Origin of the sequence: Nocardia sp. NPDC051990 (genome assembly GCF_040680755.1) — a bacterium.
Taxonomy (GTDB): Bacteria; Actinomycetota; Actinomycetes; order Mycobacteriales; family Mycobacteriaceae; genus Nocardia.
In genome coordinates, this window is the sequence record NZ_JBFAXH010000012.1 from 131794 (window position 1) to 154953 (window position 23160).

At 64.1% G+C, this 23160-nt stretch carries 22 protein-coding genes; 6 read left to right on the forward strand and 16 right to left on the reverse strand.

The genetic code is table 11. From position 1 onward, the window contains the following. Positions 1–158: 158 nt before the first annotated feature. From AB0L63_RS21930 to AB0L63_RS21955, 6 genes are all read right to left on the reverse strand, one after another. The gene (locus AB0L63_RS21930) at positions 159–584 is read right to left on the reverse strand and encodes a GyrI-like domain-containing protein (RefSeq protein ID WP_364503776.1); all 426 of its coding nucleotides are present in this window, start codon (positions 582–584) and stop codon (positions 159–161) included. 10 nt (positions 585–594) lie between these two features. Continuing rightward, the gene (locus tag AB0L63_RS21935; RefSeq protein ID WP_364503779.1) at positions 595–1053 is read right to left on the reverse strand and encodes an effector binding domain-containing protein; all 459 of its coding nucleotides are present in this window, start codon (positions 1051–1053) and stop codon (positions 595–597) included. A gap of 468 nt (positions 1054–1521) precedes the next feature. Beyond that, a complete protein-coding gene (locus tag AB0L63_RS21940) occupies positions 1522–3819 on the reverse strand; it encodes a transglycosylase domain-containing protein (protein ID WP_364503782.1) in 2298 nt (765 codons plus the stop codon). A gap of 219 nt (positions 3820–4038) precedes the next feature. Then, positions 4039–4938, reverse strand: a complete 900-nt coding sequence (locus AB0L63_RS21945; RefSeq protein WP_364503785.1) for a carbohydrate ABC transporter permease — start codon at positions 4936–4938, stop codon at positions 4039–4041. Next, positions 4938–5882 (reverse strand): sugar ABC transporter permease, encoded by a 945-nt coding sequence (locus AB0L63_RS21950; protein ID WP_364503944.1) that lies wholly within the window; start codon positions 5880–5882, stop codon positions 4938–4940. The genes AB0L63_RS21945 and AB0L63_RS21950 overlap by 1 nt, the downstream gene beginning before the upstream one ends. Positions 5883–6004: 122 nt before the next feature. Continuing rightward, positions 6005–7306: an ABC transporter substrate-binding protein gene (locus AB0L63_RS21955; RefSeq protein ID WP_364503788.1), complete on the reverse strand. Its 1302-nt coding sequence runs from the start codon at positions 7304–7306 to the stop codon at positions 6005–6007. Between the two features lie 168 nt (positions 7307–7474). On the opposite strand from AB0L63_RS21955, the gene AB0L63_RS21960 reads away from it, so the two are divergent. The 4 genes from AB0L63_RS21960 (at position 7475) to AB0L63_RS21975 (ending at position 11598) form a co-directional block, all read left to right on the forward strand. After that, on the forward strand, positions 7475–8317 hold the full coding sequence (locus AB0L63_RS21960) for a DUF2786 domain-containing protein (RefSeq protein ID WP_364503791.1): 843 nt from the start codon (positions 7475–7477) through the stop codon (positions 8315–8317). A gap of 73 nt (positions 8318–8390) precedes the next feature. Beyond that, positions 8391–8903: a TIGR04338 family metallohydrolase gene (locus tag AB0L63_RS21965; protein WP_364503794.1), complete on the forward strand. Its 513-nt coding sequence runs from the start codon at positions 8391–8393 to the stop codon at positions 8901–8903. Between the two features lie 500 nt (positions 8904–9403). Beyond that, on the forward strand, positions 9404–10255 hold the full coding sequence (locus AB0L63_RS21970; RefSeq protein ID WP_364503797.1) for a terpene synthase family protein: 852 nt from the start codon (positions 9404–9406) through the stop codon (positions 10253–10255). Then, positions 10165–11598 (forward strand): cytochrome P450, encoded by a 1434-nt coding sequence (locus tag AB0L63_RS21975; protein ID WP_364503800.1) that lies wholly within the window; start codon positions 10165–10167, stop codon positions 11596–11598. Before AB0L63_RS21970 ends, AB0L63_RS21975 begins: the two co-directional genes overlap by 91 nt. A 72-nt stretch (positions 11599–11670) precedes the next feature. Here the strand turns inward: AB0L63_RS21975 and AB0L63_RS21980 are convergent, their stop codons facing one another. The 4 genes from AB0L63_RS21980 to AB0L63_RS21995 all read right to left on the reverse strand — a co-directional run bounded on the left by AB0L63_RS21980 (position 11671) and on the right by AB0L63_RS21995 (position 14182). Continuing rightward, on the reverse strand, positions 11671–11820 hold the full coding sequence (locus AB0L63_RS21980; RefSeq protein WP_364503803.1) for a hypothetical protein: 150 nt from the start codon (positions 11818–11820) through the stop codon (positions 11671–11673). Positions 11821–12180: 360 nt separating this feature from the next. Beyond that, positions 12181–12549, reverse strand: a complete 369-nt coding sequence (locus AB0L63_RS21985; protein ID WP_364503806.1) for an NADAR family protein — start codon at positions 12547–12549, stop codon at positions 12181–12183. A gap of 60 nt (positions 12550–12609) precedes the next feature. Continuing rightward, entirely contained in the window at positions 12610–12876 is a 267-nt protein-coding gene (locus AB0L63_RS21990) for a hypothetical protein (protein ID WP_364503809.1), read from the reverse strand. A 352-nt stretch (positions 12877–13228) separates the two neighbouring features. Next, positions 13229–14182, reverse strand: a complete 954-nt coding sequence (locus tag AB0L63_RS21995; RefSeq protein ID WP_364503947.1) for an o-succinylbenzoate synthase — start codon at positions 14180–14182, stop codon at positions 13229–13231. Positions 14183–14738: 556 nt separating this feature from the next. Between AB0L63_RS21995 and AB0L63_RS22000 the strand changes: the two genes are divergently transcribed. Beyond that, the gene (locus tag AB0L63_RS22000) at positions 14739–15035 is read left to right on the forward strand and encodes a hypothetical protein (RefSeq protein WP_364503811.1); all 297 of its coding nucleotides are present in this window, start codon (positions 14739–14741) and stop codon (positions 15033–15035) included. A 45-nt stretch (positions 15036–15080) separates the two neighbouring features. Here the strand turns inward: AB0L63_RS22000 and AB0L63_RS22005 are convergent, their stop codons facing one another. Further along, positions 15081–16250 carry an acetyl-CoA C-acyltransferase gene (locus tag AB0L63_RS22005; protein ID WP_364503814.1) on the reverse strand — a complete coding sequence of 390 codons (1170 nt, stop codon included), beginning with the start codon at positions 16248–16250 and terminating at the stop codon, positions 15081–15083. A 102-nt stretch (positions 16251–16352) separates the two neighbouring features. On the opposite strand from AB0L63_RS22005, the gene AB0L63_RS22010 reads away from it, so the two are divergent. Beyond that, entirely contained in the window at positions 16353–16856 is a 504-nt protein-coding gene (locus AB0L63_RS22010; RefSeq protein ID WP_364503817.1) for a helix-turn-helix domain-containing protein, read from the forward strand. Positions 16857–17105: 249 nt separating this feature from the next. On the opposite strand, the gene ugpC is transcribed toward AB0L63_RS22010, so the two are convergent. The 5 genes from ugpC to AB0L63_RS22035 form a co-directional block, all read right to left on the reverse strand. Next, a complete protein-coding gene (gene ugpC, locus AB0L63_RS22015; RefSeq protein ID WP_364503820.1) occupies positions 17106–18200 on the reverse strand; it encodes a sn-glycerol-3-phosphate ABC transporter ATP-binding protein UgpC in 1095 nt (364 codons plus the stop codon). A gap of 239 nt (positions 18201–18439) precedes the next feature. Beyond that, positions 18440–19672 (reverse strand): cytochrome P450, encoded by a 1233-nt coding sequence (locus tag AB0L63_RS22020; protein ID WP_364503823.1) that lies wholly within the window; start codon positions 19670–19672, stop codon positions 18440–18442. A gap of 98 nt (positions 19673–19770) precedes the next feature. Next, positions 19771–20607, reverse strand: coding sequence for an enoyl-CoA hydratase (locus AB0L63_RS22025; RefSeq protein ID WP_364503826.1), 837 nt, complete (start codon positions 20605–20607; stop codon positions 19771–19773). Between the two features lie 97 nt (positions 20608–20704). Next, positions 20705–21556, reverse strand: a complete 852-nt coding sequence (locus AB0L63_RS22030) for an alpha/beta hydrolase fold domain-containing protein (RefSeq protein WP_364503830.1) — start codon at positions 21554–21556, stop codon at positions 20705–20707. After that, positions 21553–23091 (reverse strand): AMP-binding protein, encoded by a 1539-nt coding sequence (locus tag AB0L63_RS22035; RefSeq protein ID WP_364503833.1) that lies wholly within the window; start codon positions 23089–23091, stop codon positions 21553–21555. Before AB0L63_RS22035 ends, AB0L63_RS22030 begins: the two co-directional genes overlap by 4 nt. Between the last annotated feature and the right edge of the window lie 69 nt (positions 23092–23160).

The following is a 23160-nucleotide window of genomic DNA, read 5'->3' on the forward strand; positions in this document are numbered from 1 at the left end:
GTTTGATGGCCGCGCCGCCGGCTCGGACGCAAGCCGGGCCGCGAGCGGCGCATGCTCGATCTCGCTTCCCTCGAAACCTGTGGTTGTGGTGAGTAGTTGCGATTCAGGTCCGGGTCACGAACTTTCGTGTGCCCGGACCTCAATCGTGGTCGAGCGCATCAGTCGAGCGAGACGTAGACCTCCACCGAGGTGGGCCCGGTGTACCGCTCGATTTCCGCAGTGTGCGAGCGGGTGATGGTGCCGGCGCTCTCGGCCTTGCGGACCTGTGCCCATGCGGTGCGCAGCAGATCATAGGGCTTATCGGAGACAACGAATCTCGCGTAGCGCCCGGCCGGGACACGGGTGAGCACATCACCGGCATCCATATCATCCATCTCGGCGATCTCGTAGCCCAGAATCGCGACGGCGTGATCGTTCTGGCCGATATAGGCCGCGACCCGCGGCACATTCTTCTCCCGCGCCAGATAGCGGTCCCAGGTGAAGTTCACCAGGTCCAGGTCGCGGGCGGTCACCTCGCGTCCGGCCAGCGGGACGGTGAGTCCGGCGACCAGGCTTGCGTCCAATGTGACAATTTCGAAGTCCACAGCTGTCTTCCTAACCGTCGACCGGTTCGTCTGCCAGCGCCACGAATACCTCGGCCGTGCGCGCGTCCGGATAATGTTCCACGTCACCGGTATAGCCGCGCACCAATCGTCCGGCGGCCTCCGCATCCCACACCGCGCGCCAGATGGTCACGATGGTGTCGCCGAGATTGTCGCCGCTGAGGGTGAACCGGGCGAACCGGCCCGCGGGCACCCGTGCCAGCACATCGCCCGGTAGCAGATCCGAGAGGGTGTGGCAGCGGTAGCCGACGATATGTGTCAGGTAGGAGTTGATCTCCGGCGCGTGGTCCACATACGCGGTCGTCGGCGGGCCTGGCAACGTGCGGGCCAGATTGCGTTTCCACGCCTCTTCGACCTTGGCGCGGCGCGGTCCCTCGACCGCGAGCGCCGGGCTGCGCAGCACTGTGCCCGCCACGAGCGTCTCGGGACGTTCAACGACATTGAAATCCACCGGCGTGCCCCTATGTCTAGTCTGTCTCCAATTGGCGGCGCTCCGGGTCCCCGTGGCCACGAAAGCTACTTCCGGGCCTGACGCTCGCGCCGCGTATCGTCGCCCGAGCGCTTATCCTTCCTCATCGATCTCGCGATGTCGGCGTCGGCCTGGTTACGGTTCCGGCGCGCTCACCTCACTCTGGCAAACGATGCTGCCACGTCATCCGTTCCCATGGCCCCAGTCGACGGACATTCATAGCGAACTGAACACGAGCAAGTCGACAGCTCCAGCGCAACCCCGCGGAGCGAGTCTTACGAGCGAGGAGTTCGCGGCCCGGCTCGCGTCGGAGTCGTCGAAGCGCATGCGACGAAGTCTCGAGTCTCGACGGCGCCGCTAGCGACTGCTTGCAGGTCGCTCGAAAGGGGCAGTCGCGAGACAGCAGGGGGCCGCGAACACGCGGCGCCGCAATCAGACACAGCCAAAGATTCAGCCGGGCAGCGGAATGCTGAGTCCGGGGAAGATTTCGACTTCTTTGGGCTGCTGCGGGGCGGGTGGGATGACGATGACCGGTGCGGGGGCGGAGGTGGAGGTGGAGGTGGAGGTGGAGGTGGAGGTGGAGGTGCTGGACGGCGGATTCAGGATGTCGTAGCTGCCGCCGGAGGGTTTGCTGCTCACACTCGGCTGGCTGCTCGGCGATGCGGCCGGGAACTGCTCGATCGGCGTGCCGTCGAGTGCACCGTCCATCACCTGCTTCCAGATATCGGCGGGCAGGCCGGAGCCGTAGATATCGGTGCCGCGCGCGGTTTCGATCGGCTGGGACTGTTCGGTACCGACCCAGACCGCCGTGGACAGCGACGGAGTGAAACCGATCATCCACGCGTCTTTATTCGCTTTCGACTCACCGAGTTGGGTGGTGCCGGTCTTGGCGGCCGAGGGCCGACCGCCGGACAGGCTGTGCCCGTTTGAATATGCGGCGATCGGGATCATGGCTTCGGCGGTGCTGTCGGCGATACTGCGCGGAATGCGCTGCTGGCCGACCGGGAGTTGCCTGCCGACCTGTTGGTCGGGAACGCCGCGATCCAGCAGCACCCGGCCGTCGCCCGCGACCACCCGCTGCACGAAGTAGGGCTGGTGATAGACACCGGAATCGGCGATCGTCGCATAAGCCGAGGCCATATCGATGGGGCGAACCAGGTACTGGCCGAGCACGATTCCGTTGAGCGGTCGCCCGCCGTCCTCGGTCAGCGCCTTACCGGCAACGCCCGGAATCTCTTCGGGGATTCCGGACTGATGGGCGGCATCGGCAATGGCCTTCGGTCCGTCGAACATCGACATCGTCAGTCGATAGAAGCTGGTGTTCAGCGAGCGCTTCAATGCCTCGGCCATGGTGCATTTGCCGCATGATTCGCCGTCTGCATTGGTGATCCTGGTGCCGTGATCGGTCACCGGTGAACTGTCGAGCACCCGGGTGAGCGGAATGTTCTGCTGCAGTGCCGCGATCACCGCGAAGACCTTGAAGGCGGAGCCGGTCTGCAGTGGCGCCTGCGCGAAATCGAAGCCGATACCGTCGGCGCCGCCGTAATAGGCGCGCACCGCGCCGGAACGCGGGTCGACCGAAACCACCGCGCTGCGCAGTTCCGGCGGCTGCGGGCCGAGGCGATCGTGGATCGCGTCGAGTGCGGACTGCTGGGCCTTGGCATCGATGGTGGAGGTGATCTGCAATGCCCCGGTATTCAGTTCCCGCTCGCTGATGCCGGCGTTGCGCAGTTCCCGCAGCACCTGGGAGCGGATCAGGCCCTCCGGGCCGCGAGCCTCGGTGACGTCCGGGATTTCGGTAATTGGGACGATCTGCGGAAATACCGTCGCATCCCGATTGCCCGGTGCGAGCGCGCCCATCTCGACCATGCCGTCGAGCACGTACTTCCAGCGCGTGGTCAGATCGGAGAGGTGGGTTTCCGGATCCAAAATCGATGGGGTACGGATGACCGCGGCCAGCACCGCACCTTCGGCGAGCGTCAGTTCCGGCACCGACTTGTTGAAATAAGCCTTAGCGGCCGCCGAGATCCCATAGGCGCCGCGCCCGTAATAGATGGTGTTGAGGTAGGCGGCGAGGATGTCGTCCTTGCTCCACTGCCGCGCCATTTTGGCGGCGATGATCAGCTCGCGCATCTTCCTGGTCAGGGTGCGTTCGGAGCCGAGAAAGGTATTCTTCACATACTGCTGAGTAATGGTGGAGCCGCCGCCCGCATCCTCTCTGCCGAGCAGATTGTCCCGGGCGGCGCGCAGGAATCCGCTGGCCGAGTAGCCGGGATTGGTATAGAAGTTGCGGTCCTCGGCCGAGAGCACCGCAGTGCGCACCGGTTTCGGCACCTCCGACAGCGGTACCGGAATCCGATTGCCATCCGGCGGAACGACCTTCGCGATCACCGTGGTTCCGTCGGCGGCGAGGATGGTGGCGATCTGATTGGTCTGCACCGCATCGGGATCCGGGATTTCCGCGCTCCAGTAGACCAGCACGAACAGCAGGGACGGCATCGCGACAAAGATGATGAACAGGGCGAGCAGTAGCCGTCGGAAGCGCTCGCCGCGGGTGCGCTGTGGCCGATCCGGTGTCGGTTGCGGCCGAGCCGATTTCGCCGAGCCGCGGGGTCGGGACCTGTCCTTACGTCGTGCCGTGCCGGTGTTGTGCTCGCTGAACCCCGCGACCGAGGCATAGGGCGCTGGCATCGGTTTGCCCCGGCGACTGCCGCCGCGTCGCCGCTTGCCGAACGAGCTCACGATCATCTCCTCCCGGAGCGTCGGTAAAACTCACCAGGACACGATCGGAGACGGGCTTCGTACGGACGGCCACGCCTCCCCGCCGAAGTGTATGTGGTGCAGGCGCGGGTCTCGACCGTATGGCGCGGGTAAATCAGGTGCTGAACAATCCATCGTCAGTGACCACGACGGAGCGAGTCTTACGAGCGAACCCGCCGCGCCGCAGGCGCGGCAATCAAACACAGCCTAGCTCTTGACACCACCCGCGGTGAGACCGGAGATGATGCGGCGCTGGAACAGCAGCACCATGATGACCAGCGGAATCGTGACCATCGTGCCCGCGGCCATAATCGCGGCGTAGGGCTGCACCAGCGGATTGTTACCGGAGAAGCGCGCGATCGCGACGGTCACCGGTTCGGTCTTATCGCTGGAGAGCAGCCGGGCCAGCAGATATTCATTGACCGAGGCGATGAACGCCAGGATCGCGGTGGTGAATACCGCTGGCGCCGCCAGCGGCAGCATGACCAGCCGAAAGGCCTGCATCTTGGTCGCGCCATCGATGCGGGCGGCCTCCTCGAGTTCCCACGGCAGTTCGGCGAAGAACGAGGCCAAGATGTAGACGGTCATCGGCAGCACGAACGAGATATTCGGGATGATCATCGCCTGGTATTCGCCGATCCAGCCGAGGCTGGTGAACAGCTGGAACAGTGGGGTGACCAGCACGACCACCGGGAACATCGACGCGGACAGGATGAGCCCGGAGACCAGGTATTTGCCCTTGAAGGTGAGCCGCGCCAGTGCATAGGCGGCGAGCACACCGAGCACCAGCGCGACCACCGTGGTCACCGCGCCGATGATGGCGCTGTTGACCAGTGCCTTGCCGAAGTCGTTGCCGCGGCTGGTGTCGAAGGCATTGCGGAAGTTCTCGAAGGTGACGTGGGTGGGCCACGGAGTGTTGTCGAACGTGTAGTCCGGATCGCGGAATGCGGTGACGGCCATCCAATAGAACGGGGCCAGACCCCACACCAGCACGATCAGCGCGCCTAGATACAGCCGCACCGAACCGAGGCTCTTGGTCCACGGCGCCGGTGCCGCATTCTTTTGGGCCGCGGGCCTTTGGGTGGTCACGGTGGTCACGGTGGTCATCAGTGGGCCTCCCGCTGTTCTTCCTGGGTCCGAACGGCATTGGCGCCCAGGACCTTCACCAGTAGGAACGCCACCGCGAAAATCAGCAGGAAGGTGATCGTCGACAGTGCCGCCGCACTATTGGGACCCTGGCGGACCTGTTCGACCACCAGTGCCGAAATCGGGCGGGTGGACGGGTTGCCGAGCGTCATGATCGCGGGCAGGTCGTACAGGCGCAGTCCGTCCATGGTGCGGAACAGCACAGCGACCAGCAGCGCCGGCTTGAGCAGCGGCAGCGTGATCTGGGTGAAGCGCTGCCAGGCCGAGGCACCGTCGACCTTGGCGGCCTCGTAGACATCGGCCGGAATCACCTGCAAACCGGCCAGCAGCAGCAATGCCATGAACGGCGTGGTCTTCCAGACATCGGCGACGATGACCGCGAACCGCGCGGGCCAGGCCTGCGAGGTCCACAGGATGTGGGTGCCGAAGATCCGGTTCACCACGCCGTCGTACTGGAACATGAACTCCCACAGCCGAGCCGTGACCGCGGTCGGAATCGCCCATGGCACCAGCACCGCCGCGCGCAGCAGGGCCCGGCCCTTGAAGGTCTTGCCCATGACCATGGCCATGCCGAGGCCGAGCGTGGCCTCCAATGTCACCGTGATCACCGTGAAGAACAGCGTCACGCCGATGGCCAGCCAGAACTGCGAGCCGAGATTGCCGGTCGGGCAGGACACCGTCTCGCCGCCCGCCTGACACTGCTGTAGCAGCCAGTGCGTGTAGTTCGAAAAGCCCGCGCTGCCGCCCTCGACGAACATGCCGGTCGCCGGATCGAGTCCGGGATCCTTCTGGAACGACATGTACAACGCGCGGAAGACCGGATAGCCGACGATCACCGCGAGGGTGATCAGCACGGGCGTGACGAATAACCACGCCTTGCCGGAACGCCGCAACTCCAATGCCAAGGTGCCACCGAATCCGCGCTTCGTCGGCTGATCGCCGTCGCTCGGCACGCGAGTGGCCGTTCCCGAAGGATCCGACACCGTTTCTCTCTCCTACGGGGTGGTCGGGTCCGCTCTTGTGTTCGCTACGATCCGGCTGTCTCGATGCCCTTTTGCATACCGTTGATCGCGTCGTCGACGGACTTGGTTCCGTTCAACGCAGCATAAGCGTTGTCCTGGATGGCTTTCGACACCGCCGGGTAGAACGGTGTGACTGGGCGCGGTACCGCGTTGGCGATCGAATCCTTGAGCGCGGGCAGGTACGGCATCTTCGCGATCAGCGCCGGATCGTCGTACATCGACGCGCGCACCGAGGGCAGCGCACCGGCCGCGACGATGTGCTGGGCGTCCTCGCTGATCAGGTAGCGCAGGAAGTCCAGCGCGGTGGCCTTGTTCTTGGAGAACGCGCTGATCGCCGCGTTGTAGCCGCCAAGGGTCGAGGCGCCGACGCCGTTCTCGCCGGGCAGCGGCGCGACGCCGAACTTGTCCTTGACCGCGGAGGATTCCGCACCCGCGTCACCGAAGGTGGACGGCCAGTTGCGCATGAAAAGCAGTTTGCCGGTATTGAAGGCGTTGGCGCTCTCCGGCTCCTTGAAGGTGATGGCTTCCTTCGGGATATCGCCGCTCTTGTAGGCATCGACGAGCACCTTGAGCCCGGCTCGCGCCTGCGGGGTGTTCACGGTCGGGGTCTTGCCGTCCGCGCCGACGAAGGTGCCGCCGTAGGCGTTGATGGCCTCGGCCGCGTTCACCGTCAGGCCCTCATACGGCGCCAGCTGGCCCGCGTAGCAACCCATATTGTTCTGCTTGGCGATCGGGCACTGCGCCAGCATCTCGCTCCAGGTCTTGGGCGGATTCGGCACCAGATCCTTGCGGTAGAACAGCAAGCCGCCGTTGGTGTTTCGCGGTGCGGCATAGAGGGTGTTGTTGTAGGTGGCGCTGGCGACCGTCGGGGACAGCAGTGCCGAGGTGTCGATGGAGAAGGTGTCCTTCAGCGGCTGAATCCAGCCCTTCGCGGCGAATTCCGCGGTCCACGGCACGTCCAGGGCGACCACGTCGTAGGTGGACTGCTTGGAGCGCATGTGCTCGACCAGGTCGTCGTACTGCTGCGAGGCGTCGTTGGACTGCTCTTTGAAGGTGACCTGCTCATCCGGGTGCGAGGCGTTCCAGCGCTCGATCAGCTGCTTGACCGCGCCGGTTTCGGTGGTGTCCTTGCCCTCGACGTAGGTGATCGGGCCGCGACCGGTGAGGTTCTGGCTGGCTGGATTGCCGCCGTTATCGCTGGAGCAGGCACTGGTGAACGTCGCCGTGAGCAGCGCAGCGGAGGCAGCTGCCAACGCCGCTCGTGGTACGAGCGACGAACGTAGAGATGTCACCTTTTTCAAAGCCATCGCGAACACTCCAAGATCGAGACGTGAGCAGCAGCACACCCGGCAGGTGCACAAGGCAAGATACATGGTTGTTATATGTGACGCGCCGATTGTGCTCGTAACAGGGGTTGTCTCCGGGGGCCGACGCCATCGCCGCGATGTCATAGTCGCTCGTTAGGCTGGCTATCGATGACTTCGCCGAATGCGGTCCCCGACCGGATGCTCACCCGGATCGGTGGGTTGCTGCGCCAAGCCGAATCGACCGATAACGAGCACGAGGCCGAGGCCTTTCTGGCCGCGGCCCAACGGTTGGCGACCAGGTCATCGATCGACCTCGCGGTCGCCCGCGCGCATACCGCCGGACGTGAGCGCAGGCCGACGCCGATGCAGCGGATGATTCCGATCGGCGAATCCGGCAAGAAGGGGTTACGCACCTACGTGCAGTTGTTCGTGGCGATCGCCGCGGCCAATGATGTGCGCTGCGATGTTGCGCGCACGTCGACGCAGGTCTACGCGTATGGCTTCGATTCCGATATCGATACGTGCGAAGCCCTCTACGCCAGTCTTCTGGTGCAGATGGTGCGTGCGTCGGATCAGTACATCAAATCCGGACAGTATCGGTCGGCCACCGTCGACAAGATCGTCACGGAGAAACGCTGGGGCCGAAGGGTACAGCGGCGCGTGCAGGCGCCGGTTGCGGCGGTTACCGCGCGGCTGAACTTTCAGATGGCATTCGCCACGCGGATCGGCCGTCGCCTGGCCGAGGTGAAGGCGGAGGTGGAGGCCGAGGTGGTGCCCGAAAACATCGCGACAGGTACGGCATTGGCCCTGCGCAATAAGGAAATCGAGCTCACCGACTTCTATACGAAGACCTCCGATGCCCGCGGTACCTGGCGCGGTCCGCAGGCGTCGGCCGGACATTCCGCTGCCGCCCGGCGTGCGGGTGATCGGGCGGGGCGAGCCGCGCGGTTGGGGACCTCGCCTGAACTCGGTACCGCGCGTGGGCAATTGCCCGTTGGTGAGGTGACGTGAGCGGGCCGGCGACGGTTTCGCTGTGGGCGTCTCGGTACCGGATCGACGGGTTCGAGCGAATGAGGTCGCGGCGGTGAGTGCGCGAGACAGCCAGCGCGCCAAGGTATATGACGCCGAGCAATTGGTGCGAAGTGTGTTCGATCGAGCCGATGAGAACGGCAATCGCACAGTAGAGCTCTACGGTTCACATCTCACGTTACCGATCGAGCGCCGCTTCGCGTCGGTCGAATCGGTGCAGACCTACGCCGACAAGGTGCTGAACCTCAATTGGGTTCGGGCGCAATGGGACCGCGCCGCGATACCGGTCCGGGTCCGCTCCCGCGCCGGAACGACCGCCGCCCACTACGAGACCGCGGACGCGGTACTGGCCGTTCCCTTGCATACCGGTGCGACCGCATGGGCCCTGCGCGAACTGGTAATCCTGCACGAACTCGCCCACCATCTCGAGTCCGCCGCCGCATCGGTGGCACCCCACGGCCCCGAATTCTGTGGCCGCTACTTGGATCTCGTCGACGGCATAATCGGACCGGAAGCCGGGCTGGTCCTGCGGTCGAGCCTGCTCGGCTGTGGTGTTCGACTGAGCTGAGGTCGCTGCACCGCTCGGTCGCGCCGTGTCTGCCGGTGGCGCCCGGCGATTGCCGATGAGCAGCAAGCGCGTGCGGAGTTCCGGACGTATGTCGGTCGATCGCGGCGGGGCTGGGCCGACGTGGCGCAAGGCGGCAACGCTGCCTTCCCCGAGGTGGCGACAGCAACGGTCTCCCGTGCGGGAAACAGGGTGATAAAAACGCTGCGGTTCTGGACAGCATGACGTCAGTGTGCAGGCGCAGCCGGTACGTACACACTCGTTGCCAGCACCGGAGAGGAGTCCTTGTGATGTACCCCGACCGTTCAGAGCCGGCAGTTGGTAGCAGCACGCCCGGGGGCGTCGACTCGCCGGCCGGCATTTTTCTGCCATTTCCGGTCGATATCAGTCCCGATCTGGTGAGTGCACGGCGATCCCACGACGAATGGATGGTCCGGCACCGACTGCTCTCCACCGACGACACGAGGGCATTGGCACAGTACCGCGACACCGACTTGCCTCGGTTGGCGGCGCTGGTGTGGCCTTATGCCCGCGGCGCCGATCTGGAGCTCGGATGCGACGTGGTCGGCTGGACACTGGTGTTCGACGACTGGTTCGACTCCGGTCTCGAGTTGCAGTCCGTCAACGCGGTAACCGACATGCTGATCAACGTACTCAGCCAGCCGAAGCGGCCGGTCGCACGATCTGCCCCTCCGCTGGTGCATGCCTTCAGCGATATCTGGTCGCGGTGTAGCGCGGGCATGCCGGCATCCTGGCGCCGCCGCGCGGCGCACAACTGGGAGTTCTATCTGTGCGCCAACATGCACGAAGCGACCGAACGCGGGCTGGGCCGGATACCGTCACTCGACCACTTCTTGTGCCTTCGCCGGGGCACGGTCTGCCTGGAGAACTATCTCGACCTGTGCGAACGACTCGGCGGGTTTCACGTGACTCCCAAGGCATTTCACACACCTCAGCTACGACAGTTGCGCCGCTTGGCCGCGCTGATCCCGGCGCTCACCAACGATGTGGTCACGCTGCCCAAAGAGGAAAACGCCGGCGAGGTCAACAACCTGGTGCTGGTGCTGGAACGACAACATGGCTGCCATCGCGGCGAGGCGCTCGATGCTGCCCTGAAGTTCATCGAGGAAAAGGTCGCTCAATTCATCGCACTGACGGCAGACATACCAACCCTGGCCGATCGATACCGCCTTCCAGCGCAGGAACAGCACCATATCAATCGTTATGTGGACGCGCAGCGTCTGTGGATGGGAGGTTTCGAGGAATGGTCACGCCAGACCACGCGATACACGAATCAGCCGACAGAGACGGAACCGAAGCGGCAATCGAAGGCGATGCTGAGACTGGGGGCCTGATCCCACGCTTCGCCGGTCGGCGGTTGCCCCTGGCCGGCCATGCCATCGCATTCGGAAGGGATCCGCTGGGATTCCTGCAATCCGTCCGCACCGAAGGCGATATCGTGCGGCTTCAGCTGGGCCCCAAGCAGTTCTACCTGCTCAACTCGCCGACAGTGATACGCAAGGCATTGGTCGAGGATGCGGCGAAATACGGTAAGGGCCTGTTGTTTCAGCGGGTACGCCCGCTGCTCGGCAATGGGCTGGTCAACTCCGAAGGCTCCTTCCACGCACGGCAGCGTCGGCTGATGCAGCCCGCGTTCAATCGCAAACACATCGCGCACTACATCGAATCCATGAACCACCTCGCAGCGTCGCTGTCGGCTCGTTGGCACGACGGTGAAACCGTCACCCTGACCGACGATCTACACCGGCTGAGTTCGGACGTGATCGCCACGACCATGTTCCCGGATATGTCGAGCCGACCGATCGTCGAGGAGCTGCAACGTTCCCTGGCTATCGTGTTGCGCGGGGTGATCATCAGGACATTGGTTCCCTACCAGTTCTGGGAATTCCTGCCGACGCCCGGCAATCTGAACTACCAGCGCGCGATCAGCCGGCTACGGAGCGCGACCGGCGAGCTCATCACGGCAGCGCGAGCCGGGGATGTCGAACCGGACGGACTGCTGGCTCTCTTGGTAGCCGCGCGGGATGCCGAAACCGGCGCCGCGATGACCGACACGCAGTTGTTGGACGAGGTCACTACGTTGTTCGCGGCCGGTACGGAGACCGCGTCGGTCACACTCTCATGGCTGTTCTACGAGCTTGCGGGTCACAGCGACATCGAGGCGCGCTTGCACGCTGAACTGGATGAGCACCTCTCCTCGGATCGCATCGATGCCGACACTATCTATCGGCTCGATTACTGTCGTCGCGTGATCGAGGAAACGCTCCGGTTGCACACACCGACCTGGTTCCTGAGCAGACGTGCTCTCGACACGGTACAGCTGGACGGCTGGGTGATACCGGCCGGTGCCGAAATCATCTACAGTCCGACGACGATGCATCGCGACCCGAAACTGTTCGACGACCCGATGCGATTCGATCCGGACCGATGGCTGCCCGAACGCCGCCCCAGCGCCGCGGATGGTGCGTTCATTCCGTTCAACCTCGGCATTCGCAAATGCATCGGCGACCACTACGCGATGACCGAGATGATCGTGACAACAGCCACGATCGCACGTCGGTGGCGACTGCACAGAATGCCGGGACAAACTGCCCGCGAACACATTTCCACCACTATTCATCCCGGAAATCTCCGAATGCGGACAGCGTTACGACAGTCGAGCACGACAACGGCATGACACCAGGCGAGGGCCAGCCGGGAAGTATCTTTGCCCCTGCCGCGAGGGTAGACGTGACAGAAGCAGCGGTCGTCACTGGTGGGCGCGTCGATGCTCACCGACCAGGCTCAGCCCGACCAGGATGGTGACCGGGCCGTTCTTGCACAACACCGCGTCGGTCAATTCGAACAATGTCTCGGCCCGCGCAGTGAGGCAGTCACGGAACGAACGACGAAACGACACAAGGTCATTCACGTATATAGGTGTGTCGGCTCGACCGCCACCGACGCATGGGCACACTTATAGACACGGCTACCGCTTCTTGCTTCAAGTTCGTGCGGAAACCCGAAGATGATGACGCGGTAGCCGTTTCGCGTCGCTGTGACACGCCGGATAACACAGCGAAACATATCGAATGGCAACATGTTTCGCCGGGCCAGTGCCACGCTCGCGACAATCCACAGTCCAGGAATGACAAATCGCCGGCCAACACGCCCCAACGCCGCCCAGCCCGGAGGTTGAATCTCGAGCTGAGAGCGCATCTGAGAACTCGAGGAGCCACCCGGTTTCTGTCACATCCCGATCGAGGCTCGGCCTGTTGCGTCATGGCTCGACCTTTGGTGCAGCTCGCAGTGTCGCGCGTGTCTCCATCAGTGCGAATCCGAGCAGGTTCAGTCCCTTCCAGCGGGTCGGATCCTCGGTGCGTGGATCGTCGGCGGCCAGTCCGATGCCCCAGATCCGATCCACCGGGCTGGCTTCTACGAGTACCCGGTCGCCGGTATGGAGAAGGAAGCGCTGAAGTTCCTCGTTCTGACCGAATTTGGCGATGTTTCCGGTGACAACGATCGCGTAGCGGTGTGTCTGCCAGAGCGTTTCATCAAACCTGCTGATCCGGCGGCCCAAAGACTTGGCCTCTCCTGGATGCCCTGCCGCCAGCACCTGTTCTGCGATCGCCGTGTCCCCGAACAGCATCGCCTTCTCCACATCATGAAATGTTCGGCCGTTCGGAACGCGAGCCCGTCGACGGTGAACTCACTGGCCAGGCAGAAAGCTGTTGTTGTAGTCGAACAGCCGTTCGGCCAGCTTTTCGAGGCCAACGAACAGCCTGAACCAGTGCGGCCATACGTCGTCGTTTCGGGTGGACAGGACGCCGTGGTCAGCGCGAACTGCTAGCGACACCACCCATTCGACATCCTCGGCCGGCGCCTTGTAGTGGCGCATCAACTGGGCAACGTGGTCCGGGTTCTGAGCGGTTACGCCGCTCTGCTGATGACGGCTCGGATACCCGTTGTTCCTCAATGGCCACGCTCATCGGCTGAGTTGACCAAGGTCGGATAACGCCAGTCACGAAGAAGCAGAACACAATTCGCACGGCCGCGTCGAGGCCGCAAACATGCGACTGCTCGAGTGAGCACAGAAACCAACAGGGCAAGACTCCCGGAGAGCGGCTCGCAGCGGTTTCCCATGGATGCGCCGGTGACACGAGTATCACCCGGCAACCGTGGAGGAGCTGACCGCCACCCTCGAGCAGATGCCATGCCGTATTCGCCATAGCAAACGAGTTTCACTGTCCCCAACCTTCGCGATACGGATCGTCGAGGCTGGTGAAATGGTCGGTTCGACCGGACCACCGTTTGTCCAGCCTCGATCATTAGGCCAGTGCGCGAACTCGGGTCAGCCGGTCTTCCCACCAGCGGGTTCGGGCCGGGTCGGGGTGGCGGTAGTGCTCCATCAAGGCCGGGGCGGGTGTGGGTGGAGTCCTCGGGACCGGCATGAAGCCGTCGACCGGGCGGAGTGATTCGGGTACGAGGTCGCCCTCGAAGAGGGACAAAGTGCCCAGGCCGCAAGCGAATTCGAGGTCGGGGAGGGCGCCGGCGAGGGCGAGTTGGGCGGCCAGGCCGACGCTGGTTTCCAGAGCGGAGGAGACCACGCACGGCAGTCCGGCGGCCGTGGCGACCTGGAGGGCGCGGCGGACACCACCTAGTGGGGTGCATTTGAGTACCGCGATATCCGCGGCTCCCGCTACCGCGACGCGCAAAGGATCCTCGGCGCGGCGGATGGATTCGTCGGCGGCGATTCGGACATCGACACGGCGGCGGACCGCGGCCAGCTCCTCGATGGTGCGGCACGGTTGCTCGACGTACTCCAAACCACCGGCCGCACGGTCGATTTGCTCGATATGTGTCACAGCGGTTTCGACATCCCAGACCCCATTGGCATCGACCCGAACCGATCCCTTCGGCCCCAGTGCGTCCCGGACCGCCTCGACCCGCGCCAGATCCTCGGCCAGCGAATCGGGATGATCGGCAATCTTCACCTTCGCGGTGCGGCATCCGGACCCGGTCACAATCGCATGCGCCCGCTCCGGATCGACGGCGGGCACCGTGCAATTGATCGGAATCCGTTCGCGCACCGGCTCCGGCCACCCCACCGTCGCCTGCTCCACCGCGGTCGCCAGCCATCCAGCGGCCTCCCGATCGTCGTATTCGGGAAACGGGCAGAATTCCCCCCAACCAAGCGGACCTCTGATCAACATCCCCTCGCGCACTGTGATGCCACGGAACCGGGTCCGCAGAGGAATGGCGTAGACGAAGGTTTCGCTCATCACCGTGCAGCCTAGCGAGCCCGGTGTCACCGCCCGCGCGGTGCGCCTGCCGTAGCTGGCAAGGACATCGCAGGCCGGATCGGCGAATCGTTCGCGCACCGCATTCGACCACCGCGCCGCCTGGGGTGGGCTGCTGTCCGGCTGAACTCCTGTCAAGTGCCTGTCGCCGTTGGGATCGGCAATCATGGTGCGCTCGGAGGCGGGCCGCCCGCGTGGCCGACTGCTCGTCGGCCGCGTTCGGTGTTTCTGCTGCTGAGGATGGTGGTGGTCCACCGCGACGAGTTGGTTGGCCGCATAGCCGCAGTCTCGCGCTCGACCCGGTGATCATATTGCTGCACGTGAATCGGCGAAGTCGGGCCGAAGTACACCGCATTGGTGCCTCGGGGGCGGCGCGGCTGCGTGGGTGCGGGTACCAGGGTGCGGTGCCTGGACGCGTTGGTGCGCGTGCTCGTCGTACCGAGCACGGGCGCGCCGGGATGTGCGAGCCCGATCGACCGGTCATGCTGGGGGTGTGCGGTCGAGTCGGTGGAAGCTGCGGCTGGCGAATGCGATCAGAGTGGTGCTCGGGTCGGTATTCGCGGTTGGGTTCGGCTGGCTGGTGGCTGCTTTCGTGCCGCTGTACGAATTCCTCGGGCGTGGCGCGGATCCCGATGGGGGTGTGCGCTATCTGCCGGTCGCGTATTGCGTTGCGTGGGTTGGTATTGCGGTTTCGATCGTCGCGGTGGGCGTTATGGTCGCCGGGAAGATTCGTTACCGACGCCGGATCGCATGGACACCATTGGTGGCGGTGCCATTGATTGTCGAGTCATGGCTGCTCGGCTTTTTGATTGCGGTGGTGCTGGTTTCTATCTGAGTCCGCGGCGCCGATCCGGGACCGGTGCCGCGGCACTCGGGTGACTCAGAGCCGTTCGATAATGGTGGCGTTGGCCAAACCGCCTGCCTCACACATGGTTTGCAGACCGTAGCGGGCACCGCGCTCCTGCATGGCGTGTACCAGCGTGGTCATCAGGCGCGCCCCGGAAGCGCCGAGCGGATGACCGATGGCGATGGCGCCGCCGTTCACATTCACCCGCGACATATCCGCACCGGTATCGTGCGCCCAGGCCAGTACCACCGGCGAGAACGCCTCGTTGATCTCGACCAGATCGATATCCGAGAGCTGGAGTCCGGCGCGCTGCAGAACCTTTCGCGTCGCCGGGATGACAGCGGTCAGCATGAGCAGCGGATCGTCACCGGCCACCGCGAAACTGTGCAGCCGGGCCAGGGGCTTCAGCCCGAGTTCCTTGGCGCGTTCGCTGGTCATGATCAGCACGGCGGCGCTGCCGTCACTGACCTGGCTCGCGGTCGCGGCGGTGATCTGCCAGCCGATTTCCGGGAAGCGCGCGGCCATGGCCGCGTCGTAGTAGGCGGGGCGCAGTTTGCCGAGGGTTTCCAGGGTGCTGCCGACCCGGATGCCCTCATCGGTTTCCAGCCCCGCGATGGGCGCGAGTTGACCGGCGAACGAGCCGTTCTTCGTTGCCAGCGCCGCCTTTTCGTGGCTGCCGAGGGCGAATTCGTCGAGCTGGTCGCGGGTCAGTCCCCAGCGGGCGGCGATGAGTTCGGCGCTGATGCCCTGGGATACCAGCCCTTCCGGATAACGCTCGGCGAAGCCGACGCCGGAGAAGTCTTCGGATCCGATCATGTTCGCGCCCATGGGAATCCGGCCCATGGACTCGACACCCGCCGCGACCACGATGTCGTACGCCCCGGCGATCACGCCCTGGGCGGCGAAATGAATGGCCTGCTGGCTGCTGCCGCACTGACGATCGACCGTGGTCGCCGGGACCGATTCCGGATAGCCCGCGGCCAGTGCCGCACGCCGGGTCATATTGGCACCTTGTTCGCCGATCTGGGTGACGATGCCGCCGATCACATCGTCGATGAGCGCCGGGTCGATGCCGCTGCGGTCGACGACCGCGCGCAGGCTGTGCGCGAGCAGGTCCACCGCGTTGACGCTGTGCAATGCCCCATTCGGCTTCCCCTTGCCGATCGGCGTACGTACCGCTTCGACGATAACCGCGTCTCTCATTGTGGTCCCTTTCGAACCGCGAGCCCGGCTCCTCTGCCTGACTCTAGTGGCTTATAGTCAGGATAAACGCCTGGATATAGTCGACTCAAGCCAGTTATCGCTATGATGTTCGTCATGGCAGCCGTGATGGAAGGACCGTTGGCCGATCTGAGTGCGTGGAAACCCACAGAATGCTCGATCGCGAAGGCAATGGACCTGATCGGCACTCGCTCGGCGATCCTGATCCTGCGCGAGGCCTACTACGGCACCACCCGCTTCGACGGTTTCGCTGCCCGGATCGGCATCACCGACGCCGCGGCATCCGGCCAGCTCCGCAAGCTCACCGAGGCGGGACTGCTCGCCAAACGGCCGTATCAGGACGCGGGCAAACGGACTCGCCATGAGTACGTGCTCACGCATATGGGCCGCGATCTACTGCCCGCGGTGCTCGCGCTCATGCAGTGGGGCGATGCGTACCTACAGCCGGGACCCGCACCGTTGCTGCTGGTCGAGGAGTCCAGCGGCGCGCCGGTCCGGGTGCAGGTGCGCAGCGAAACGGGTCGCGAGATCGACTTGGAGGAACTCGGGGTGCGACTCAACCCCGAATATTCACGCCCGGCGAAGTAGTCCGCTCGGGCGGTGACCACCGCGGCGAAAGTGCCGTGGGCGCCCGCATTCGGTCGCCGACGCATTATCGGCGATCCGGGAGCCGAGCGTCATCGCATGACCGAGTCGCGAGCCTACGTCCGGCCTGCCCGGTCCCCAGCACCGCTATCTTCATCACCCGCTCCGCGCGCCGGTCGTCGAGTTCACGAACAGCGGTTACGCAGCGCGCTATATTCGGCGCTTGGCGAAATCGGTACCTGGCACCGGGTTTCAGGACAGGCGGCGGCCGTCGACGGCGGAGAAGAAGTAGGTGTGTTCCGCCGCGACCGACAATTGCACCCGGGTACCCTTCCCCGGCGGGTTGCGCCAATCGGCCCGCGCCACAATGGTTTCGCCCGCGCCGTTCGTCGCGCCCTCGGCAATTGTGCGGCCGTATATGTACGCGTCCGAGCCCAGCTCCTCGACGACATCGACTTCCATCTGGATGCCCGACTTGTCCGGCGCCGCACCGATTTCCAGGTGCTCGGGCCGTACGCCGACCACCACCGAACCCTCGGCGGCATCCTCGACCGAGCGCGGCACCCGCAGGGTGGCACCGCCGAGCTCGACCGCACCATCGGCGACCGGCAGGGTGAACAGATTCATCGCAGGTGAACCCATGAATCCGGCGACGAAGACATTCGCCGGATCCCGGTACAGATCGCGCGGTGTCGCGCATTGCTGCAGCAGCCCGTCCTTGAGCACCGCGACCCGATCGCCCATGGTCATCGCCTCGACCTGGTCGTGCGTGACGTACACGGTGGTGGTGCCGAGGCGACGTTGCAGCTGGGCGATCTGCGTGCGGGTCTGCACCCGCAGCTTGGCATCCAGATTCGACAGCGGCTCGTCCATCAGGAAGACCTGCGGCTGGCGCACAATCGCCCGGCCCATCGCGACGCGCTGGCGCTGACCGCCGGACAGCGCCTTCGGCTTGCGGTCCAGATACGGCTCGAGGTCGAGCAGTTTGGCCGCCTCCAGCACCCGCCGCTCCTTCTCCGCCTTGGCGACCTTGGCGAGTTTGAGCGCGAAGCCCATATTCTCCGCGACGGTCATATGCGGGTAGAGCGCGTAGTTCTGGAACACCATGGCGATATCGCGTTCCTTGGGTTCGGCATGGGTGACGTCGTTGGCGCCGATCAGAATGCGTCCGTCGTCGACATCCTCGAGTCCGGCGAGCATTCGCAGCGAGGTCGACTTACCGCAGCCGGACGGACCGACCAGCACGAGGAATTCCCCGTCGGCGATCTCCAGATTCAGCTTGTCGACGGCGGGTTTGGCCGAGCCGGGGTAGAGCCGGGTCGCGCTGTCGAAGGTTACGGTGGCCATGCCGAATCACATCCCATCACCGGCAGGAACGTGCCGGACGATCCGAGTAAGGGGTCGAGCGGCGATATTACTGGATACCTGGTGATCACGTGCTCTCCTGGTGGATTTCGGGCTGGGACCTTCGGCTGCCGCTCGATCGAATTTGTGCATGAACCCTGCTCGGCCCCGGCCAAGGACGTTCGGGCCTAGGGAGGTGCGGCGGAAAGGTCTGGCCGCTTCGGATCGAATCGAGGTGCGCTTCAGCTGCTCAGTCGCACGGGGAGGTGCTCGAGACCGCGGAAGATATCGGCAGGGGTCCCGTATTTCCATCGCAGATCTTCGGCTGAGTATGCCAGCGCGAGAGCGGGAAAGCGTCGCAGTAATGTGCCGATGGCGACCTCTGCCTCGATCTTGGCGAGTTGCGCGCCGAGGCAATGGTGAATTCCGTGGCCGAAGGCCACATTGTCGTGATCGGTGCGCGTGATGTCGAGTGCGTGTGCATCCGGAGTGCGCTCGTTGTCGCGGTTGGCCGAGGCGAGGGCCACGGAGACCACGCTGCCTGCCGGGATTGGCGTCCCCGCCAGGGTAATGTCCTCGATCGCGAAGCGCGGCGTGGCTCGCTCGACGGGACCGTCGTAGCGCAACAACTCTTCAATAGCCCCAGGCAACAGCTCTGGTTCCGCTTGCAACAGGGCGCGCTGGTCAGGGTGGCACAGCAGGGCGAGCGTCCCGTTGCCGATGAGGTTCACAGTTGTTTCATGACCGGCGACGAGGAGAAGCTGCAATGTGCCGAGTAATTCCTGCTCGCTGAGCCGGTCCTGTTCGTCGGCGGCGCTGATCAGGGCGCTCACTAGGTCGGGCTGGTCATCGATGCCGCCAGTGGCCTCGGTCCGGGACCGCCGGTGCGCGATCAAGTCGATCAGGTACTCGTTGATGTTCGCGCGTGCCCGGCGCAGGAGCTGCAGACCGTCCGGGGTGAGCGGGGGCGCGGTGAGCGCCTGCGTCCACGTGCGAAAAGAGTATCGATCCGCGGCCGGCACGCCGAGTAGTTCACAAATGACGGTTATCGGCAATGGGAACGCAAGTCCAGCGATGAGGTCTACCTCGACCTCATCTGCCCATGCATCGATCAGACCGTCGGCGATCTGCTGGATTCGAGGCCGCAGGCCATCGATTCGGCCCCGGGTGAACGCCTTGGTGACGAGCGTTCGAAGACGGGTATGGTCAGGCGGGTCGGAGGCGAGCATGTTTTGTCCGATTCGTCCTCCGTCCTCGGTCACCAGCCCCAGATCACGCATCCATGGCGGCGCGTTGCGGGGATCCTTCGAAAGCCGCGGTTCGCTCAGCGCGGCGCGGACATCGTCGTAGCGGGTGACAAGCCATACCTCGAGGCCCATCGGCCCGCTCACCCGGTGAACCGGCGATTCTGCACGCAATTGCGCGTACACAGGGTACGGGTCGTTCCGGAAGGCATCGTCGAATATGTCGCGCACGGTAACCTCACTAAGATCCAGATATCGATGGCTATGATCCAGAAGCCAGGAAAAGACTTCGGTGGGCAAGATGGACGGTCATGCAACCACGATCAGGCTTACCGGCGCTTATCTGCTCTAATTCTATCGGCGCCCTGCGGGTGTGTGAGACGGCCATATCGCGCGAGGTTGTTCGCATGCCCGAGATTATGCAGGGAAATCGCAGAATCCAGCGCAGTCGAGAATCCCTGGGCATCCAGGCCGCGATTAATCGCTTCCTTTGCCAGCCTGAGACCGAACTCGGGTCGTTCGGCAATGGTTGCGGCGAGCGCAAGCGTAAATTCATCGATTTGCTCGCGCGGCACGGAGTGGTTGACCATTCCAGTCAGTTTGGCTTCGTCGGCGGTCATCGATCGTCCAGTGAAGAGTATCTCTTTCGCCTTGCGCGCGCCCATTTCCCAAAGATGCGCGAAGTACTCGACGCCGTTTACGCCGAACGCCGTCACAGGATCCGAGAAAGTTGCATCATCCGTGCAAACAACGATGTCCATCGGCCAAAGTAGCATCAAACCACCGGCAATGGTCCGTCCTTGTGCTTGGGCGATTGTCGGTTTGGGTATGTCACGCCAACGTCGACACAGTCCGAGGTATGCCTCGCACTCGAACGCGTAGTGGCCCTCGATTCCATCTGATTCCAGGCCGGCTTGTAGCGTTGCCACGGGTCCGCATGGCAATGAGAAGTCCGCGTCGAGGTCGTGACCCGACGAGAAATCGGGCCCGTCCGCGGCAAGGACGATAACCTTCACGGTCGGGTCGGCCGCTTGTCGCGCAAACGCACGGTCGAGTTCATACAACATTTTCGGGCTTTGCGCATTTCTGATCTCGGGTCTCGCCAAAATAATCCGTGCGACTCCCGGCGCCGGTGATTCGATGCGAATGGTTTCCCAGTATTCCATCTTTCACACTCTCATAAATTCATCAAAGGCCGGCGACGTCGCGTCGCGCACTGATCGATGGCACTAGTGATCGCGACTGTGTGGTCTCGTTCAAGGATCAGCGGTCGGCGGTGAGGAAGCTGACGATCGTGTCGACCGCGCGTTTCGACTCCGGCGCTCGCGGCAGGGTCAACGGGAAGGCATGTGGCGCTCCATGGCAGACCACCGCAGTAGCGTCGCCACCGCTCTGGTTCACCTTGGTGACCAGTCGAGTCGAGTCTTCCAGCATCACTTCCCGATCGCCGACGACCGCCAGCAGGGGCGGAATGCCCGCGAGATCTCCCCATAGCGGCGAGGCGCGTGGGTCGGTGGGTGCGGCGCCCTGGAGGTAGTGGTGTCCTTTGTGGATCAGCGCTTCCGGGCCGAACATGGGTTCGTGATATCGGTTGTAGACGTGTGACAGGCCGGTCATGGCCAGGTCGGTCAACGGCGACAGCAGGACCACGCGGTCGGGTTGGCGGGAATCGGCGCGCCTGGCAACTATCGCCGACAGGGCAAGAGCTCCGCCGGCGGAGTCGGCCACAACCCAGAGACGGCCGGAAGTGCGAGCACGCACGTATTCGATCGCGTTGATGGTGTCCTGGTGCGCGGCTGGGAACGGAAACTCCGGCGCCAACCGGTAGTGGAGAAGATAGCCCTGCGCGCCGGTCCGGTCGCAGAGCCGATCGATGAGGCGTCGGTGGCTGTCGTCGACGCCCAGCACGAAACCGTTCCCGGGGACGTACAAGATCGAATCTTCGGTTCGGCCGGTGCCCCGCGCCTCGATGCCGAACTCGGCCACAGTCTGGACCGTTGCGATGAGTTTCGCCCTGACCAGAGTCTTTCTGGCCTTGATCGGATCATAGTTTTGATTGAATCGGCGTTTGAACAGGCGCATGATCGCCGATGCGCACCGCAGGTGAGTGCTCATTTCACTGATCCGACGTCCGATCGGAGTGCGCTTTTCTGGATCTTGCCGACCGATGTGCGCGGCAGCGCCTCGATGAATTCGACCATCGATGGCACCTTGTAGGCGGCGAGTCGTTCGCTGCAATAGTTCATGATCTCGTCGGCTGTCACCGCGCACCCCTCGCGAAGGACGACTACCAGCTTCACCGCCTCGTCGCGGATATCGTCGGGCACAGCGACCGCGGCCGATTCGAGGACCGCTGGGTGTTCGTCGACCACGCGCTCGATTTCGGCGGCGGAGATGTTCTCTCCAGAGCGCTTGATGATGTCGCGTACTCGATCGGTGAAGACGATAAATCCGTCTTCCCGAGCGCGAACGAGATCTCCGGTCCGTAGCCATTCGCCGCTCAAGACCTCGCTCGTCGCGGCAGCGTCGTTCAGATAGTGGCTCATCAGCGAGACTCCAGGAATGCCTTGCACCATGAGTTCGCCGGTTTCCCGAGGTGCCGCGTCGGAACCGTCCTCGGCGACAATCCTGATCCGAGCGGCGACGGGACGTCCGACGGTCGTGCTGTCCCGGGCGCCGATCAGCGGGTTCATCAGCGGTGGGGCGATGGTCTCCGTCATGCCGTAGATCTGGATGAGCGGACAGTTGAACCGGTCTTCGAACTCGGCGAGTTCGGCCGGTGTCAGATTCTGGCCGAATATCACCGCCCGAAGGCGGCTTCGAGCATCCGACACGTACGAAGGATGACGCAGGATCATTCGGGCCGGCGACGCGAATAGGCTCGCGAGACTGGCGTCGTGCCGACGCACTTGCGCTGCCCATCCGGAAGCGGAGAAACGGTTGGTGACCGCAAGCGAGGCTCCGGTGACGAGCGCGGACATGGCGCAGTAGTACTGGGCGTTGGCATGGAACAGCGGCAACACCACCAACCAGCGGTCGTCGGGTCTCATCCGCAGATGCTGGGCAACGACGTTGCCTGCATGCAGATAGTTTGCGTGGGTGATGACGACACCCTTCGGCTTGCTACTGGTGCCAGAGGTGTAGAGCACCGCCGCCACGGCCGATGGGCCCAGCCCGGCTGGCGGCGCGGATATCGTGCGAGCTGCGGCCGAAGCGCGCAAATCGAAAGCCGCACCGGTCGTGACGATCTCGACACTTCGGCCGGCCGAGGATGCACGCACCCGCTGGGCTGTCTCCTCGTCACACACGACCACCTTGCTCGACGAATGACTCAGCATGTGTGCGAACTCGTCGCTCGTCGCACGGGGATTCATCGGTGCGATGACAGCTCCGAGGAACGCGGCGCCGAACCAGCAGGAAAAGAAGTCGCGCCCGTTGGGCAGGGCAAGTGCGACGACGTCGCCCTGCGCGACGCCTGCGGAATACAGGGCTGTCGCGCCGGTGGTGGCCAGATCGTGCGCGGCGGCGTAGTCGAACTCTTCGATGCCGCTCTCATTCTCGAAGCGAAGGAAGGCAGCCTCTGGTGTCGCGGCCGCTCGCTCGATCAACAGCGTGCCGATGGTGTGAGCGCCGAAGGGCAAATGGTGCACCGTACTGATCTCCTCGTTCGCGGACGGTGCATCAACGGTAGGTGCGAGTTGAGCTCGTTAGTATGGCTC

What these genes read in the sequence shown, in the direction of transcription:
- AB0L63_RS21940 (WP_364503782.1), bottom strand. Translation starts at nt 3,819, where the DNA reads ATGATCGTGAGCTCGTTCGGCAAGCGGCGACGCGGCGGCAGTCGCCGG.
- AB0L63_RS21945 (WP_364503785.1), bottom strand. Translation starts at nt 4,938, where the DNA reads ATGACCACCGTGACCACCGTGACCACCCAAAGGCCCGCGGCCCAAAAG.
- AB0L63_RS21955 (WP_364503788.1), bottom strand. Translation starts at nt 7,306, where the DNA reads ATGGCTTTGAAAAAGGTGACATCTCTACGTTCGTCGCTCGTACCACGA.
- AB0L63_RS21960 (WP_364503791.1), top strand. Translation starts at nt 7,475, where the DNA reads ATGACTTCGCCGAATGCGGTCCCCGACCGGATGCTCACCCGGATCGGT.
- AB0L63_RS21975 (WP_364503800.1), top strand. Translation starts at nt 10,165, where the DNA reads ATGGTCACGCCAGACCACGCGATACACGAATCAGCCGACAGAGACGGA.
- AB0L63_RS21985 (WP_364503806.1), bottom strand. Translation starts at nt 12,549, where the DNA reads ATGCTGTTCGGGGACACGGCGATCGCAGAACAGGTGCTGGCGGCAGGG.
- AB0L63_RS21995 (WP_364503947.1), bottom strand. Translation starts at nt 14,182, where the DNA reads ATGAGCGAAACCTTCGTCTACGCCATTCCTCTGCGGACCCGGTTCCGT.
- AB0L63_RS22005 (WP_364503814.1), bottom strand. Translation starts at nt 16,250, where the DNA reads ATGAGAGACGCGGTTATCGTCGAAGCGGTACGTACGCCGATCGGCAAG.
- AB0L63_RS22010 (WP_364503817.1), top strand. Translation starts at nt 16,353, where the DNA reads ATGATGTTCGTCATGGCAGCCGTGATGGAAGGACCGTTGGCCGATCTG.
- ugpC (WP_364503820.1), bottom strand. Translation starts at nt 18,200, where the DNA reads ATGGCCACCGTAACCTTCGACAGCGCGACCCGGCTCTACCCCGGCTCG.
- AB0L63_RS22025 (WP_364503826.1), bottom strand. Translation starts at nt 20,607, where the DNA reads ATGGAATACTGGGAAACCATTCGCATCGAATCACCGGCGCCGGGAGTC.
- AB0L63_RS22030 (WP_364503830.1), bottom strand. Translation starts at nt 21,556, where the DNA reads ATGAGCACTCACCTGCGGTGCGCATCGGCGATCATGCGCCTGTTCAAA.